11 protein-coding genes are annotated in these 14382 nt (G+C 41.5%); 10 read left to right on the forward strand and 1 reads right to left on the reverse strand.

Annotated elements, in window-relative coordinates; all coding sequences use genetic code 11:
* Positions 1 to 21 precede the first annotated feature (21 nt).
* Positions 22 to 1242, forward strand: coding sequence for a hypothetical protein (locus tag ACQ93I_RS02805; protein ID WP_431697044.1), 1221 nt, complete (start codon positions 22 to 24; stop codon positions 1240 to 1242).
* Positions 1243 to 1293: 51 nt separating this feature from the next.
* Positions 1294 to 1515 carry a hypothetical protein gene (locus ACQ93I_RS02810; protein ID WP_431697045.1) on the forward strand — a complete coding sequence of 74 codons (222 nt, stop codon included), beginning with the start codon at positions 1294 to 1296 and terminating at the stop codon, positions 1513 to 1515.
* A gap of 240 nt (positions 1516 to 1755) precedes the next feature.
* On the opposite strand, the gene ACQ93I_RS02815 is transcribed toward ACQ93I_RS02810, so the two are convergent.
* Entirely contained in the window at positions 1756 to 2142 is a 387-nt protein-coding gene (locus tag ACQ93I_RS02815) for an SPOR domain-containing protein (RefSeq protein ID WP_431697046.1), read from the reverse strand.
* Between the two features lie 216 nt (positions 2143 to 2358).
* Here ACQ93I_RS02815 and ACQ93I_RS02820 point away from each other — a divergent pair, with 216 nt between their 5' ends.
* From ACQ93I_RS02820 to ACQ93I_RS02855, 8 genes are read left to right on the forward strand one after another with little or no spacing between them, the layout of a single operon-like run.
* Positions 2359 to 3738: a c-type cytochrome gene (locus ACQ93I_RS02820; RefSeq protein WP_431697047.1), complete on the forward strand. Its 1380-nt coding sequence runs from the start codon at positions 2359 to 2361 to the stop codon at positions 3736 to 3738.
* 23 nt (positions 3739 to 3761) lie between these two features.
* Positions 3762 to 6839, forward strand: coding sequence for a TAT-variant-translocated molybdopterin oxidoreductase (locus tag ACQ93I_RS02825; protein ID WP_431697048.1), 3078 nt, complete (start codon positions 3762 to 3764; stop codon positions 6837 to 6839).
* A gap of 33 nt (positions 6840 to 6872) precedes the next feature.
* Positions 6873 to 8666: an NrfD/PsrC family molybdoenzyme membrane anchor subunit gene (gene nrfD, locus ACQ93I_RS02830; RefSeq protein ID WP_266068389.1), complete on the forward strand. Its 1794-nt coding sequence runs from the start codon at positions 6873 to 6875 to the stop codon at positions 8664 to 8666.
* Positions 8667 to 8668: 2 nt separating this feature from the next.
* Entirely contained in the window at positions 8669 to 9196 is a 528-nt protein-coding gene (locus tag ACQ93I_RS02835; protein WP_431697049.1) for a DUF3341 domain-containing protein, read from the forward strand.
* Between the two features lie 5 nt (positions 9197 to 9201).
* Positions 9202 to 9888 carry a c-type cytochrome gene (locus ACQ93I_RS02840; RefSeq protein ID WP_431697050.1) on the forward strand — a complete coding sequence of 229 codons (687 nt, stop codon included), beginning with the start codon at positions 9202 to 9204 and terminating at the stop codon, positions 9886 to 9888.
* A gap of 27 nt (positions 9889 to 9915) precedes the next feature.
* On the forward strand, positions 9916 to 11307 hold the full coding sequence (locus tag ACQ93I_RS02845) for a quinol:cytochrome C oxidoreductase (RefSeq protein ID WP_431697051.1): 1392 nt from the start codon (positions 9916 to 9918) through the stop codon (positions 11305 to 11307).
* Positions 11308 to 11333: 26 nt separating this feature from the next.
* A complete protein-coding gene (locus ACQ93I_RS02850; protein WP_431697052.1) occupies positions 11334 to 12461 on the forward strand; it encodes a cytochrome c oxidase subunit II in 1128 nt (375 codons plus the stop codon).
* A 21-nt stretch (positions 12462 to 12482) separates the two neighbouring features.
* Complete coding sequence (locus ACQ93I_RS02855) at positions 12483 to 14300, forward strand: cytochrome c oxidase subunit I (RefSeq protein ID WP_431697053.1); 1818 nt, start codon at positions 12483 to 12485, stop codon at positions 14298 to 14300.
* Positions 14301 to 14382 lie beyond the last annotated feature (82 nt).

The following is a 14382-nucleotide window of genomic DNA, read 5'->3' on the forward strand; positions in this document are numbered from 1 at the left end:
TCTTTTTCCTACTTTTAAAAAATGATCAGTTTAAAGAAGCACACCAATATTGCCCTGGGATATTTTTTTCTCGTGGGGCTGCTGGGAACATTCCTGCGATTCTTTTTTGTAATCCCTATTCCTGCAAATTTTCGGTACGTAGTTCATTCGCATTCCCATATTGCCCTTCTGGGCTGGGTTTATATTGCCCTCACTACAATGATCTATAAAATGTATTTTGCTGAAGCTGGCTTCGGAAAAATCTATAAAAGAATATTCTGGTTTACGCAGGTCACATTAATAGGAATGATGCTCACCTTTCCGTTTACCGGGTACGCTCTTTTTTCAATCACTTTTTCTACACTTTTTCTCTTTGCCTCCTATTTTATGGCCTGGTTCATACTGAAGAAGACTCCTTCACAGTATAAAACCACCTATTCCTTTAAGCTTATAAGAGCTGCACTTTGGTACATGGTTTTCTCCAGCATTGGCCCATGGGCGCTTGGCGGAATTATGGCCACTATGGGTAGCGCGAGCATCTGGTATAAAATGGCGATCTATTACTACCTGCATTTTCAATACAATGCCTGGTTCATTCTCGCTCTCCTGGGAATTTTCTTTTTCTTTATGGAGCAACAAGACCTGAGGCCTCAAAAAGGGCATTTTAGAAGCTTCTTTTGGCAGATAAATGTAGCGGTGATCTTGAGTTTTTTCCTCTCAGTGCTTTGGGTAGAACCACCCTGGATCTTTTATGTGCTGGGTGGTGCCGGAGCGATTTTTCAGATCATGGCTTTTGTTAATTTCTGGAAGATGGTTGAGCCTCGTTGGAAACAGCTTCATTTTTCCCCATTTTTGAAACTTTTACTGAAGATAGCAGGCACTGCACTGGCCTTTAAGCTTATTTTGCAGCTGTTTTCAGCTTTGCCGTGGTTCGCGAACCTCGCCTTCAGTTTCCCCGATTTCGTAATAGGTTATCTGCATTGGGTTTTTCTGGGAGTGGTGACGGTTTGTCTCTTTGCCTTCCTCGCTCATCACCGGCTTCTAAGCCTTCCGAAGTGGATTTTTTGGCTGTACTTTTCGGCTTTTTTGGCCACCGAAACGCTTATCTTCTACAAAGGTTTTGTAACCTGGCAGGAAATGTCTCTTTTTGAAAACTACTTTCGCTGGCTTGCTTATTGTAGCCTGTTTTTGCCATTTTCTGCAGGGGCGCTGCTTTTAAAAAATACCTTAACAAAAAGTCAATTTTCTGCTAAATATAAATGATTTAGTAAACTCTTAACTGGGTGTGCCTGTGCTCTTTGCTAAATTGAGGCTATGAAGTTTTTAGCACATTTTTATGTAGTTATAGCTACTATTTTTCTGATCTTAGTGGCTGCACTTGTATTTTACAATGCTCCCTATAACATTGTTTTCTATACCGTTTTGGTGGGGCAGGCCTGGTGGCTTTTCACCGTTTACAAAGTGCTAACAGACAAATATTCTACCAATAAAGATTTTGACGACTGGTACGAAGATCATCCTGTTGGAAAAGAATAAATAGCACTAACGAATTTATTTTGTACGAAAATTCACTGGTCATTTTCTGAAAAAATTTTGGCATGAGAAGCATGGAAATTCCATGTCGCATTTTAAATATTTCAGAAGGTCTTTAAAATGCCATTTTTGAAAGGTTTTTTCCGCAGAAGAAACTGTGAAATTATTTTTCTCTGTTAGTTCTAAAAAGAAAAAAGCAACCCGTTTGAGTTGCTATATGTTTATTTTTTTACTGAAGATTAATTATCTCTTTTCCGGTCTAAACCTGAAGGCTGCTGGAAAAGATTTTTTTATTTGCAGCAAGGCCCTGTCGGCTTCCATGCTACTCCTGAAGTTTCCTATCCATACTTTGTAGTTTGGAGTCTCAAATACTATGGTAGATGACCACTCGGGGAAGAGTGACCGATATTCTTTGATCACTTTACTGGCCTGGTTATTATCTCCCGAAAATAGTTGTATTCTGTAGCGTTCTCCAATAATCCCATCCTGAACCATTTCGGTTTTTTTCTCTAAAAGTGCGGGTATGGTTTCATCCTGGTTAATGCGTACCTGTCCTTCCTGAGCCGTTGTGGCTGCTACTGCTCCGATAATTAGTGCGGTAGTGAGTATTATTTTATTTTTTCTGAACATTTCTTACTACTTTTCTGAAATACAAAAGTATAACTTTACAGATCAATTCTGCTGTTAACACTTATTTAGAATAGTTATAAATTATTTGGCTATCCTTTCAAATCGAACTTAAGTATTACTTTTGTCGGTAAATTTTTAGTGGCTAAAACATGACAATAATCACGTTTTAATTATACTAAAAATCATACCAAATAAGACGTTAATTCAACTTATAATATGAAAAAGGTGAAATACCGCCATTCAGCAGCTCGAATAGTATTTTTTAGTGTATCCCTGTTTTTCTCTTTTAATACTCTCCTTTTAGCTCAGGAAGCACCTCAGGATTCACCGCTCTCTACAGACGAAGCCGATAGGCAGGAAACTGTTCAGGGGCCTCAGGAATCTAATGTGGAGGCGCCAACCTCGGGTGGGGATGAAGCTGCAGGGAAAGAGCTTTTTAACACGCTTTGTGCTGCCTGTCACAAACTTGATGGTAACTCCATAGGTCCGGCACTTAGAGGTGTGGGAGATAGAAGAGATACCGAGTGGCTGCATAGCTGGATTAAAAATTCCCAGGCTTTAATTGCATCTGGAGATGAGCAGGCTGTTGAGATCTTTAATGAGTTCAACCAGGTAGCGATGCCTCCTTTTCCGCAGTTAAGTGATAGTGATATTGATAATATCCTGGCTTATGTAAATGCGCCAAAGGCAGTGCCGCAGGAGCAACAGGCGGGAACAGCTGCTTCTGGTGATGCCGCACAAGGAGGTGGGGGAGTTTCAACAGATATCCTGCTTGGAATTCTTGCATTCGTGCTTTTAATGTTGCTTGTGATCCTTTATTTGGTAAATAAAACATTAAGAAGATTTGCTGAGGCTAGTGGGGTTGAGCTTCCTGTAAAGGAAAAAAGGGCGAAACCAATCTGGAAAGCTTTTGTTGAAAACCAATTCCTGGTAATAGTGACTGCCGTTATACTTGTTCTTGTTGGGTCGTACTTCGCGTATGGCTGGATGATGCAGGTGGGTGTTGATAAAGGTTATCAGCCAATTCAGCCAATTCACTTCTCGCACAGAATTCATGCTGGTGATAACCAGATTGAGTGTAAGTTCTGTCATAGTTCAGCCAGGGTGTCTAAAACATCAGGTATACCTTCATTGAATGTTTGTATGAACTGTCATAAAAATATTAGCGAAGTGGCTGAGGCTACCGCTACTGAAGAGTACTCTAAAGAATTCTATGATGGTGAAATTGCCAAGTTGTACGATGCCGTGGGCTGGGATGTTTCACAGCAATCTTATACGGGAGAAACCGAGCCAGTAAAATGGATCAGGATTCATAACCTTCCCGATTTTGCATACTTTAATCACTCACAGCACGTGGAAGTTGGTGGGATAGCCTGTCAAACCTGTCACGGTCCTGTTGAGGAAATGGAGATTATGTACCAAAACGCACCTCTTACCATGGGATGGTGTATCAACTGTCACCGTGAGACAAACGTACGTACTGCGGGGAATGAATATTACGAGAAAGTTCATGAAGAGCTTTCTAAAAAATATGGGGTAGAGGAATTAACTGTTGCCCAAATGGGTGGAATTGAATGTGCCAAGTGCCATTATTAATTTAAAAAGTAGAAAGTAAGCATATGTCATCAAACAAGAAATACTGGAAAAGTGTTGAAGAGCTGAAGGAATCCAGCTCAATTGTTGAGACGCACAGCCAAAAAGAATTTGTAGAAGAAATACCTACAGATGAATTTTTGGGTAACAAAGAGACTCTCGAAAGTTCAACTACTTCCAGGAGAGACTTTTTGAAGTACGTTGGTTTTAGTACTGCAGCGGCTTCTCTTGCTGCCTGTGAAGGGCCGGTAATGAAGTCTATTCCTTATGTAGTGCAGCCAGAAAGGATTGTGCCGGGGGTAGCAAATTACTATGCTACTACTATGGCTGATGGATTTGATTTTTCAAGTGTTCTTGTAAAGACACGTGAAGGTCGTCCTATAAAAATTGAGCAAAATACTATGGGAACAACGGGTGCCAATGCCAGGGTGCATGCATCTGTTCTTTCTTTATATGATAACAAAAGGCTTCAAAGGCCAATGGCCAATGGAGAAGTTGTTTCATGGGAGCAATTTGACCGGGAAGTAAAAGAGAAGCTGAACAACGTAAATAGGGAGATTGTTTTATTGACCCAAACTTTCGCCAGTCCTTCTACTTCTAAGCTCATCAGTGAGTTTTCGCAGAAGTATGGGAATGTACGTCACGTTGTTTATGATGCAGTTTCTGAAGATGCTGCATTGGAAGCTTTTCAGGCACGTTATGGGCGTAGAGCTCTTCCAAGTTATGATTTCGCTAAAGCTGAAGTCATTGTTTCTATTGGGGCCGATTTCCTGGGTGACTGGGCAGGTGGTGGCTATGATGCTGCTTATGCAAAAGGACGTATTCCGAAGAATGGAAAAATGTCCAGACACGTACAGTTTGAATCTAATTTTACTCTTAGTGGTGCCAATGCCGACAGGAGAATAACCTTAACGCTTTCTCAGCAGAAGGCTGCACTCGCTGCTCTTCACGGGTATGTGACAGGAGGTGCTTCTACCAGTAATTTACCTGCGCATATTGATGATGCACTTGTTAAAGCTGCAAGACAGCTGCGTAAAGCCGGGAACGGTGCCGTAGTGGTTACAGGAATTCCTGATGTAGATGCACAGGCACTTGCGCTTTCAATAAACGAAGCTCTTGGTAGTGGGGTAATGAATACCGCAAGCCCAAGAATGCTGCGCCAGGGTAATGCTGCTGCAGTTAAACAGTTAGTAGCCGATATGCAGGCCGGACAGGTAGGAGCTATTCTTATTGCCGGAGTTAATCCTGCTTATAGCTTACCGTTTGCAGATGAGTTTGCGAAAGGAATGGCTGAAGTTGACCTTAAGGTTAGCTTCTCAATGAAAAATGATGAGACGGCGCTTCTTTCAGATTATGTTGCTGCCACACCTCACTATCTTGAAAGTTGGGGTGATGTAGAATTTACAACCCAAAAATTTGGGTTGATGCAGCCAACTATCAGACCTCTTTTTGATACAAGTCAGTTCCAGGATGTGCTCCTAAGATGGACTGATAACAATATTTCATACGCAGATTATTTAAAACAGACCTGGGAAGGGGCTATGGGCGCCGGTTCCTGGATTGATGCGCTTCACGACGGAGTTTTTGAAGGGACTTCTCCTTTCGCTACTGAAGTGGGTGCCGATCAAACTGCTACTTCCGTTTCTTTTGATGAGAGTGCAGCTGTTAGAAATCTTTCTGCCGCTCAGGGTAAAGGCCTTGAACTAGAACTTTACACATCTGTGGCTTTAGGATCCGGAAACCAGGCTAACAACCCATGGTTGCAGGAATTGCCAGATCCAATTACAAGAGCTTCCTGGGATAACTATCTTAAAATTTCAAAAGCTGATGCCGAAGAGCTTGGTCTTGAAAATGAACATGTGTCTAACGGGGCGCTTAATGGAAATTATGTAAACCTTAAGGTGGGAGATGCTGTACTTGAAAGAGTGCCTGTCTTCATTCAGCCGGGTCAGGCCAAAGGAGTTGTTTCTTTAGCGTTGGGTTATGGTAAAAAAGAAGGTGTCCAGAAGGAAATGCAGGTTGGGGTGAATGCTTATCCTCTTTACCAGGATTTTAACGCTCACCAAAAAGTTGTTATAGAAAAAGCTGCAGGAGTGCATGAATTTGCGTGTTTGCAGTTGCATACTACTCTTATGGGTAGGAATGATATTATAAAAGAAACTACGCTCGAGATCTTTAATACTAAAGATTCTCACGTGTGGAATAACATGCCCGAAGTTTCTCTTAACCACGTAGAGACACCTGTTACATCACCAGATGTTGACCTTTGGGATGGTTTTGACCGCTCTGTAGGTCATCACTTTAAAATGTCTATAGATCTTAATGCCTGTACAGGTTGTGGGGCATGTGTGATTGCATGTCACGCCGAGAATAACGTTCCTGTTGTGGGTAAAGAAGAGGTGAGAAAGTACCGTGATATGCACTGGTTGCGTATTGACCGTTACTATTCTTCTGAAGAAACATTTGAGCAGGATATTGAGAAGAAGGAGAATATGAGTGGTTTGGGTGATTCCCTGTCTCAGTTTGGAGAAATGGAAATTGCTTCAGATAATCCACAGGTTGTTTTCCAGCCAATGTTATGTCAGCATTGTAACCATGCTCCCTGTGAAACTGTTTGTCCTGTTGCTGCTACTATGCACGGGCGCCAGGGGCAAAACCAAATGATCTACAATAGATGTGTGGGCACACGTTACTGTGCTAACAACTGTCCGTATAAAGTGAGAAGGTTCAACTGGTTCCTTTACAACAAGAATGATGAGTTTGATTACAACATGAACAACGATCTTGGTCGTATGGTGTTGAACCCAGACGTTACAGTACGTTCCAGAGGTGTTATGGAGAAATGTTCTTTCTGTATTCAGCGTACTCAAAAGACTATTCTTGATGCCAAGCGTGAAGGTAGGGCAATAGAGGATGGAGAATTCCAGACAGCCTGTTCTTCAGCTTGTGATAAAGGAGCTATTGTTTTTGGAGATGTGAATGACGAATCCAGCAAGATAGCAGCATTGAGTGAAGATGACCGTATGTATCACGCACTGGAATATGTAGGGACTAAACCTAATGTAATGTACCAGACAAAGGTTCGCAATACATCTGAAGCATAAATAAACAGTTAAAGAATTAATTATAAAAAGCATATGTCTCATTACGAAGCACCTATTCGAAAGCCTTTAGTACTTGGCGATAAGACCTATCATGATGTAACGGTCGATGTTGCTGCGCCTGTTGAAGGACGAGCTAACAAATCATGGTGGATAGTTTTCTCTATTGCACTTGTCGCTTTTCTATGGGGATTAGGTTGTATTATCTATACCGTTTCTACAGGAATTGGAACCTGGGGATTAAACAGGACCGTTGGTTGGGCCTGGGATATCACTAACTTTGTATGGTGGGTAGGTATTGGTCACGCCGGTACACTAATTTCAGCGGTTCTATTACTTTTCCGTCAAAAATGGAGAATGGCAATTAACCGTTCTGCCGAAGCTATGACCATCTTTTCTGTGGTGCAGGCAGGGTTGTTTCCTATCATTCACATGGGTCGTCCATGGCTTGCATACTGGGTGCTTCCTATTCCAAACCAGTTTGGTTCTCTATGGGTGAACTTTAACTCACCGCTACTTTGGGACGTTTTTGCAATCTCTACCTATCTTTCTGTATCCCTCGTTTTCTGGTGGACAGGATTGCTTCCAGATTTTGCAATGATTAGAGACAGAGCTGTAAAACCATTTCAGAAACATATCTACGGAATTTTAAGTTTTGGATGGAGTGGTCGTGCAAAAGACTGGCAGCGTTTTGAAGAAGTGTCACTTGTTTTGGCAGGTTTGGCTACCCCTCTTGTACTTTCGGTGCATACCATCGTATCTTTTGACTTTGCTACATCGGTAATTCCGGGATGGCATACCACTATTTTCCCGCCTTACTTTGTTGCGGGAGCAATCTTTTCAGGTTTTGCGATGGTGAACACCTTGCTTATCATTATGAGAAAGGTTTCAAATCTTGAAGATTATATTACCATTCAGCACATAGAGCTTATGAACATCGTGATCATGATCACAGGTTCTATTGTAGGTGTTGCCTATATCACAGAATTATTTATGGCCTGGTACTCGGGTGTGGAATACGAACAGTACGCTTTCCTTAACAGGGCTACAGGACCTTACTGGTGGGCTTACTGGTCTATGATGACCTGTAATGTGTTCTCGCCACAGTTCATGTGGTTCAAAAAATTACGTACCAGCATCATGTTCTCTTTCTTTATCTCCATTGTTGTAAACATCGGGATGTGGTTTGAACGATTTGTAATTATTGTGACTTCATTGCACAGAGATTACCTGCCTTCTTCCTGGACCATGTTTTCCCCAACTTTTGTAGATATAGGGATCTTTATTGGAACTATTGGATTCTTCTTTGTGTTGTTCCTGCTTTATGCCAGAACATTCCCTGTAATTGCACAGGCAGAGGTGAAGACAATTCTTAAAGCTTCGGGTGACCGTTATAAGAAGCTAAGAGCCGAACATGGAGATCATGTTGATCACGTAAACCCAAACCCTGTAGGAAAAGAGCCTGCTGTTAATAAGGCTGAAGGTTGGATAAAGAGAGGAGAATTTGAGGCAAAGCGGGAGCATGAACCAACTACCCATACTGAAGGACTAACAAATTCTGAAATCGATCGGGATAAAATTGATGAAATGTTACACAGAATTGGCATTTTTGACCCCGGAACAGAATCTGCCGATGATCTTCAAAAGCTTAACGGTGTAGGTCCGGTTATGGAACAGCGCTTACATCAGGTAGGGATATATACTTATGCGCAGGTTAGTAATCTTTCCTTTGAAGATTATACCTTACTTGACAGGGTAATAGAGAATTTCCCTACTGCCGATAACAGAGGGGACTGGAACCAACAGGCAAACGAACTAAAAAGTAAATAAGAATGGCATCTAAAGTTATACACGCTCTTTATACAGATGACGACTTGCTTTTACAGGCTGTAAGGCAAGTAAGGGAGGCTCGCTACAGCATTGGGCAAATCTATACGCCTTTTCCGGTTCACGGGCTTGATAAAGCGATGGGATTGGCGCCAACCAGACTGGCAATTACTGCCTTTCTTTATGGGATCATTGGATTGTCTGTAGCAGCAGCTATGATGAATTTCATCATGATTCAAGACTGGCCGATGGATATTGGAGGAAAGCCGAGTTTCAGCTTTATTCAGAATATGCCTTCTTTTGTTCCTATTATGTTTGAATTAACAGTGTTTTTTGCTGCCCATCTTATGGTGTTTACTTTCTTTATGAGAAGTAAATTGTGGCCATTCAAGAAGGCAGAGAACCCTGATATTAGAACCACCGATGATCATTTCCTTATGGAAGTTGTAGTTGGAAGCCATGATGCAGAGGAGCTAACCGGATTTTTGTTCAACACCGGTGCTTCTGAAATTAAACTAATAGATAAGAAATAAACCCAATGAAAAGTTTATTTAAAAGATCCATATTTTTCATTTTGGCGGTAACGGCGGTTTCCTGTGTGGAGAACTCTAAACCCAATTACCAGTATATGCCAAATATGTACGAGACTGTAAGCTATGAACCATATGGAGCTTACGAGGTTTTTGTTAATGAACAGGAGGCGAAACTTCCAGTAGAGGGAACGGTATCAAGAGGGTGGAAACCTTACGAATATGAGAATTCTCCCGAAGGTTATGCTACCGCCAAAACCCAATCGGAAAATCCGCTGGCATATACCGAAGATAATCTTGCTGCAGGTAAAGCCCTTTATACTATTTATTGTGCGGTTTGCCACGGTGATAATGGAGATGGGAAAGGTATCCTTGTACAGCGTGAGAAATTTTTGGGTGTCCCTAGTTATTCCGACGTAGGAAGAGCCATTACAGAAGGTAGTGTATATCACGTGCAATACTACGGGCTTAACGCAATGGGGTCATATGCCTCACAAACTTCTATTGAAGAGCGCTGGTTGATCACTCATTATGTTATGAAGCTTAAGAATGACCTTGAAGGAGGGCCTGAAAGAGAGTTTGAAGCTGCACCCGGAACTGAGCCTGAGGATAATCTTATGCCGCCTGTAAATGCCGAGCAGACTATGGAGGTTAAGCAGAACGAAGCCGAAGGAGAACCAATTGACGAAAACTAAGAATAACAGCATTAGATATTATACAATATGTACACGCTATCCAGTAAATTAAAATTATTTTCCATTATCCTCATGGTTGTTGGTCTCTTAGGCCTTGTCTACGGATTCTTTGCCGTTCCTTCTACTATTGAAGATGTGAGGGAGCTTGTAGCACATGATGATCATGGAGAAATGGTTGAAATGCCTTTAACCGGGCAAACTGAAGATGAGTTGGAAGATGATGCCAGAGGGTTTGATTATGTGCCTTCTGAACATAAAGTAGAAACCGATCGTACAGATGAAGAGGTACACAAAATGGCCGAAGATGCCGAGTTAGTGCACCTGGAGCATATTCTACACCAACTTCAGAATAAGCCCTGGGCAGCGTTATACGTGGCTGCTTTCTTCTTCTTTATGATTGCACTTGGGGTACTCGCGTTTTACGCAGTACAATTTGCAGCCCAGGCAGGATGGTCTCCTGTACTTTTCAGAGTAATGGAAGGGATTACTGCATATTTGCTACCTGGTGGGGTTATTATGTTCATTTTACTGGCGCTTTCATCTTTTCATTTTAACCACTTGTTTATATGGATGGATCCCGAAGTTGTAGCACACGATGAGATTATTCAGAATAAACAGTCCTATCTTAATGTTCCGTTTTTCCTGATAAGAGCTGTAATCTATATTGGAGGTTGGGTATTGTTTAGACATCTTCTAACCAGAAACTCAAGAAAACAGGACGAGGCTACAGGTATTACCTGGTATAAAAAGAACTTTAAATTAGCTGCCGGATTCCTTGTATTCTTTATTGTTACAGAATCAATGATGTCATGGGACTGGATAATGAGTTTAGATCCACACTGGTTTAGTACCCTTTTTGGATGGTATGTTTTCTCCAGTATGTTTGTTTCGGGAATTACCGTGATCGCTTTGGTTACTATCTACCTCAAGTCACGTAACTATCTGCCATTCGTTAATGACAGCCACATTCATGATTTGGCCAAATTTATGTTCGGGATCAGTATTTTCTGGACTTACCTTTGGTTCTCACAGTTCTTGCTAATCTGGTATTCTAATATACCAGAAGAAGTTACCTACTACGTGGCGCGTATAGAAGATTACGGATTGTTGTTTTTTGGTATGGTGGTCCTAAACTTCCTGTTCCCAGTGCTATTGCTTATGAACAGTGATTTCAAAAGAGTGAACTGGTTTGTGGTAATGACAGGAATAATTATCTTACTGGGCCATTACCTTGATATATTTGTGATGGTAATGCCCGCAACCGTGGGAGAATCATGGTTCATTGGTATTCCTGAGCTTAGTGCCCTGGCATTTTTTGGAGGATTATTTATTTTTGTGGTATTTAGCGCTCTAACAAAAGCACCACTGCTTGCAAAGGGCAATCCTTTCATCAAGGAGAGTGAGCATTATCATTATTAAAAGATTGTTAAAAGAGAAACTATAAAATGACAGTATTTTTAATCATAATAGTAGTAGCATTATTTGCGATAACTATCTGGCAACTTTCCAGGATCTTCCAATTGTCGAGGAATACCAATTCCGTCGATTCATCAGAGATCGCGAGTGATAAGGATAACAGAACACAGGGTAACCTCATGCTTGCCTTTGGTATCGCATTCTATCTTTTTATGCTTTATAACTTCTGGAACTTTAGCGACAGGGCTTTACCTGCAGCTTCTTCAGAACATGGAGCAGATTATGATAACCTGTTGTTGATCACCATGGCTGTGATCATGTTTGTACAGGTTATCACCCAGGGTCTTCTTCACTATTTTGCCTTTAAATACAAAGGTAAGAAAGGACAAAAGGCACTTTTCTTTGCCGATAATGATAAACTGGAATTTGTATGGACAATTATCCCGGTAATCGTATTGGCCGGTTTAATTATCTATGGATTATTTACCTGGAGTGATATTATGGATGTAGATGAAGAAGATGATCCTATCGTAATTGAACTTTACGCCAAGCAGTTTAGCTGGCAGGCACGTTACGCCGGGCAGGATAATGTACTTGGTAAAGCAAATGTTCGCTTTATTGAAGGAGCTAACACTATGGGTGTTGACGAAAGTGATCCATATGCTATGGATGATGTTATCACTGCAGAGATCCACCTTCCGGTAAACAGACCTGTGCTTTTTAAAATGAGATCACAAGATGTATTACACTCTGCTTACTTCCCTCACTTTAGAGCACAAATGAACGTAGTGCCGGGTATGATCACTCAGTTTTCGTTTACACCAACTGTAACGACCGATGAGATCAATGAAACCGAATATATGAGAGACAAGGTCGCTTATATTAACGAGATCAGGAGAGAGAAGAGCGCCGAGCTGGCTGCATTGGGTGAAGAGCCTTTAAGCGATTATGATCAATTTGAATATTACCTCTTGTGTAATAAGATTTGTGGTGTGGCACACTACAACATGCAAATGAAAGTAGTTGTAGAAACTGAAGAAGAATTCAATACCTGGATGGCAGAACAAAAGGAATATTCTGAAACCATGGAAGCTGCAACTGCAGACAGGCAGGTTGAAAAGAATAGTGGGAGCGAACTTGCACAGGTAGAAAATTAATTAAGTTAAGAATAAAGAAATATGTCAGCAGTAGGACACGTACCGGTTAATGAACACGCTCATGATGATCATCACCATGAGGGTAATTTCTTTACGAAATATATATTCAGCATGGATCATAAGGTTATTGCAAAGCAATACCTTTTCACTGCGCTTTTTATGGGGATTATTGGAATCGCAATGTCCATCTTCTTCCGTATGCAGCTTGCATGGCCGGCTGAATCATTTAAAATATTTGAGATCTTTCTGGGCAAATGGGCTCCAGATGGTGTTATGAGTCAGGAGATCTACCTTGCACTTGTAACTATCCACGGTACCATCATGGTATTCTTTGTACTTACGCAAGGGCTTAGTGGAACTTTTAGTAACCTGTTAATTCCGCTTCAAATTGGAGCCCGTGATATGGCTTCAGGATTTATGAACATGCTGTCTTACTGGCTGTTCTTCCTTTCCTGTATTATCATGCTTAGCTCTTTGTTTATTGAATCGGGCCCTGCTTCAGCCGGGTGGACAATTTATCCGCCGCTAAGTGCATTGCCGCAAGCTATTGGTGGTTCTGGTCTTGGTATGACGCTGTGGTTAATATCTATGGCAATTTTCATCGCTTCATCTCTTTTAGGTTCACTAAATTATATTGTTACAGTCATTAACCTTAGAACTAAGGGAATGTCTATGACACGTTTGCCTTTAACTATTTGGGCTCTTTTTGTTACTGCTATTATTGGAGTAGTTTCTTTCCCGGTGCTGTTGTCGGCAGCTTTGATGCTTATCATGGATAGAAGCTTCGGAACTTCTTTCTTCCTTAGTGATATTTACATTGGAGGAGAAGTGCTGCACTACCAGGGTGGTTCGCCTATTCTTTTTGAACACCTTTTCTGGTTCCTTGGGCATCCTGAAGTATATATTGTTATACTTCCTGCCATGGGTATCGCATCAGAGATCCTGGCAACCAACTCCAGAAAACCCATTTTTGGATACCGTGCAATGATCGCGTCTATTTTGGGTATTGCCTTCCTTTCAACAATCGTTTGGGGGCACCACATGTTCGTATCGGGTATGAACCCGTTCCTTGGTTCGGTGTTTACTTTTACAACGCTATTGATCGCGATTCCTTCCGCAGTAAAAGCTTTTAACTGGATCACCACGATCTGGAAAGGGAACCTGCAAATGAACCCTTCAATGCTGTTCTCTATTGGTTTCGTTTCTACCTTCATCACAGGAGGTCTAACCGGGATCGTTCTTGGAGATAGTACTCTGGATATTAACGTGCACGATACTTACTTCGTTGTGGCTCACTTCCACCTGGTGATGGGTATTTCTGCCCTCTACGGAATGTTCGCAGGTATCTACCACTGGTTCCCGAAAATGTTTGGGCGTATGATGAACAAGAACCTTGGGTACATCCATTTCTGGATCACTATTATAGGTGCTTATGGGGTATTCTTCCCAATGCATTTTGTAGGTATGGCAGGTCTACCACGTAGATATTATGACAACACTGCTTTCCCATACTTTGATGACCTTTTAGAGGTGAATGTATTGATCACTGTGTTCGCTATAATAACTGCACTGGTACAGTTGGTATTCCTTTACAATTTTATCCATTCTATAGTTGCCGGGAAAAAAGCTACTGCCAACCCATGGAATTCCAATTCACTTGAGTGGACTACTCCTGTTGAACCTATCCACGGAAACTGGCCTGGTGAGATTCCACACGTTTACCGTTGGGCTTACGATTACAGTAAAACAAATGAAAATGGTGAGTATGTGATTGCAGGGCAGGACTTCGCCCCACAAAACGTACCGCTTCAAAAAGGGGAAGAAGAGCTTAATCATTAAGTTTTCCCTTCTTTAATACTACAAAGCCTTTTCATCTAATGAAAAGGCTTTTTCTTTTATCTTTGTTCCAAACCTGATGAGC

The organism is Salinimicrobium sp. WS361, from assembly GCF_050750585.1.
Taxonomy (GTDB): Bacteria; Bacteroidota; Bacteroidia; order Flavobacteriales; family Flavobacteriaceae; genus Salinimicrobium.

Bases quoted from the DNA above. Each gene is read 5' to 3' on its own strand.
- ACQ93I_RS02825 (WP_431697048.1), top strand. From the start codon at position 3,762: ATGTCATCAAACAAGAAATACTGGAAAAGTGTTGAAGAGCTGAAGGAA.
- ACQ93I_RS02835 (WP_431697049.1), top strand. From the start codon at position 8,669: ATGGCATCTAAAGTTATACACGCTCTTTATACAGATGACGACTTGCTT.
- nrfD (WP_266068389.1), top strand. From the start codon at position 6,873: ATGTCTCATTACGAAGCACCTATTCGAAAGCCTTTAGTACTTGGCGAT.
- ACQ93I_RS02805 (WP_431697044.1), top strand. From the start codon at position 22: ATGATCAGTTTAAAGAAGCACACCAATATTGCCCTGGGATATTTTTTT.
- ACQ93I_RS02850 (WP_431697052.1), top strand. From the start codon at position 11,334: ATGACAGTATTTTTAATCATAATAGTAGTAGCATTATTTGCGATAACT.
- ACQ93I_RS02820 (WP_431697047.1), top strand. From the start codon at position 2,359: ATGAAAAAGGTGAAATACCGCCATTCAGCAGCTCGAATAGTATTTTTT.
- ACQ93I_RS02810 (WP_431697045.1), top strand. From the start codon at position 1,294: ATGAAGTTTTTAGCACATTTTTATGTAGTTATAGCTACTATTTTTCTG.
- ACQ93I_RS02845 (WP_431697051.1), top strand. From the start codon at position 9,916: ATGTACACGCTATCCAGTAAATTAAAATTATTTTCCATTATCCTCATG.
- ACQ93I_RS02855 (WP_431697053.1), top strand. From the start codon at position 12,483: ATGTCAGCAGTAGGACACGTACCGGTTAATGAACACGCTCATGATGAT.
- ACQ93I_RS02815 (WP_431697046.1), bottom strand. From the start codon at position 2,142: ATGTTCAGAAAAAATAAAATAATACTCACTACCGCACTAATTATCGGA.
- ACQ93I_RS02840 (WP_431697050.1), top strand. From the start codon at position 9,202: ATGAAAAGTTTATTTAAAAGATCCATATTTTTCATTTTGGCGGTAACG.